Origin of the sequence: Streptomyces sp. NPDC006733 (genome assembly GCF_040636125.1) — a bacterium.
In the GTDB taxonomy this organism is placed as follows: domain Bacteria; phylum Actinomycetota; class Actinomycetes; order Streptomycetales; family Streptomycetaceae; genus Actinacidiphila.
Window position 1 is genome coordinate 1 of sequence record NZ_JBEYJD010000119.1, and the last position, 2,150, is coordinate 2,150.

At 68.7% G+C, this 2,150-nt stretch carries 3 protein-coding genes; 1 reads left to right on the forward strand and 2 read right to left on the reverse strand.

The annotated features are described in order from the left end of the window. Window positions 1-596 precede the first annotated feature (596 nt). On the forward strand, window positions 597-998 hold the full coding sequence (locus ABZ721_RS40885; protein ID WP_358793917.1) for an ATP-binding protein: 402 nt from the start codon (window positions 597-599) through the stop codon (window positions 996-998). Window positions 999-1,123: 125 nt separating this feature from the next. On the opposite strand, the gene ABZ721_RS40890 is transcribed toward ABZ721_RS40885, so the two are convergent. Together ABZ721_RS40890 and ABZ721_RS40895 are read right to left on the reverse strand one after the other, a co-directional pair. Then, window positions 1,124-1,540 (reverse strand): hypothetical protein, encoded by a 417-nt coding sequence (locus ABZ721_RS40890; protein WP_358793918.1) that lies wholly within the window; start codon window positions 1,538-1,540, stop codon window positions 1,124-1,126. Window positions 1,541-1,700: 160 nt separating this feature from the next. Next, window positions 1,701-1,904, reverse strand: a complete 204-nt coding sequence (locus ABZ721_RS40895; RefSeq protein WP_358793919.1) for a hypothetical protein — start codon at window positions 1,902-1,904, stop codon at window positions 1,701-1,703. Window positions 1,905-2,150: the final 246 nt, after the last annotated feature.

Genomic DNA, 2,150 nt, shown 5'->3' on the forward strand with positions numbered 1-2,150 from the left:
CCCACAGCGGCCTCCCCGGCCTCAATGTCAACCGTCACGTCAGTCATCAACTGTCGCTTCCAGCTCAGGAGTTACACCGCTCACGGTACAGACCCGCTGTTAGGGGACCTGCCAGCCGCGGCCGGACGGGACCCCGACAGCTATCTCCAGGGGTCCCGCTGCGTGGGGCATTGATTGCTTGTTCCACGGCCGGCCGAGCTAGTTGTTACGGCCCGATCGGCCGGGCCGGCCGACGTGGCGACCGCCGGAAGGTTACAGCCGGTGCACGATGATCGGCGCGCTGGTCCTACCTCCGGCCTGCGGTGCCACCTCGTTGGGCGCACCTCGCCCCATTTGCGCTGACGGCGTCCGGTCGGGCACACCTGTGATCCGCAGGTCGGCCCCAGTCTTTTCGGCCCGTCACAGAAAAAGCCCCTTGCCCTCCTTCAACAAGTCCAAGGGCCTGTGCTGGCCGCTTCATGACCCCGGCCCGCTGGGGCGCGTGATGGGCGCGGCTGCTGAATAGGTGGGGAGCGGGCAGGCGAGAAGAAGCGGTGTGTCTCGGTGCGCCGTTTGGTGAGGTGATGGTGAGGGAGTGGGTACGGCGATGATCGGTGATGGTTGAGCGGTTCATGGCGTTGGTGTTGCCTGGTGGTGGGGCGGGTGCGGCACGGCGGTGGGCGTTGGAGCAGGTGGAGCGGTTTCGGTGGGAGGCCTGGCGGCCAGATCCGGCGGCGGTGGCGTTGGTGGTGTCGGAGCTGGTGACCAATGCGCAACGGCATGTGGGCGGTCGGATCGCGCTGTCGTTGGTGCTGGAGGTGGACCGGTTGCGGATCGCGGTGAGCGATGGCTCCCGGCGGGAGCCGGTACAGCAGGCTCCGGATCCGGCCCGGGTGGGGGGTCATGGGCTGCGCATCGTGGCGAAGCTGGCCACAGCGTGGGGTGTACGTCCTCATGGAGACGGCAAACAGGTCTGGGCCGACTTGGCGCCACCGCGCCTGGTCCCAGTCCGCGACTGATACCGCTGCGCGCCCGCCCAGGTGCCCCGGCAGCCCGGTGCTCCGGCAGCCCGCACCGGGCACGACCGCCGGCCAAAACGGCCCGCTGCCGCTGGCATGGGGTCCTGCCTGGCGCGCGGGTCGATCTACGGGGTGGTGATCCGCGTCAGAGTGTCCTGGAGCAGGCGGACGGCGTCTTCCGCTTCGGTGTACTGCTCGGGGTCCGCCAGGACGGTGCCGAACGTTCCACCGTGGTCGGCGGGCATCGCCCGCCACCGCAGGACGGGTTCCAGGGCGTTCAGGGCACCGGACATGAACCAGGCCAGGCGGCCGTGGGTGCGCGCGAGGGAGACCGCCAGGACGGCCAGTGCTTCCCTTAGGTGTTCGAGCCGGGTGATCTGCGGCAGGGCTTCTTGCACGTCGGGCGGTCCGACCACGTCGCGCAGGCTGGTCCCGGTGGTCAGGGCGAGAGCGCGGTCGCTTGAGGTCAACTCCCACACCTGGTCGTGGAGCTGCTGTCCAGCTTCCTCGGCCAGCACGGCCACGATCCTGCGCATGTCCATGCGGATCACCCTACTGAACTGGTCCTGCCGCCACACACCTGCTCGGCCCCGGGTGAGGTGGGCTGCTGCTTCCGGCCCGGCCATGGATCTAGGCGAAACTCCGGATGGAACGCGGCCGGATGATGCCGGTGGGCAGCTGTGGGCTTGTGCGGCGGGAAGGTCAGGGGATGAGCAGCATGAAGGGCGCGTCGACCTGCAGATTGCGTTCGCCGGTGTAGACGGTCACCGTGTCGGCCGCGTTCGCGCATTCAGGCGACGGAGAGGTGCGCAGGTTGATCGCGTACTGCGGACCACCGGACGTGACCAGGGTGGCGACCAGGGCGCTGCGGCTGACGTTGATCCTGGTGGCGTCGTCGAACGTCACGCAGTAGATGCCGGTGGCGACCCGGGTGGACGACTTGATCCCCTGGGACTGGGCTCGGGATCCGTCCGCGTTGATCTGAGAGGACGTTAAGTCCGTCTCGGGTATCGGCCTCGTCCGGGCTGGGTGAGGAATCCCTGGCGGACGAGTCATGCCAGGCGGGAGCGGGTGACGTTGATCGAGGGCTCGTCGGTGGGCAGGCCAAGGTGCTCGTGCAGATCGCGGACGCGGAACACCTTCCCGGGGTGC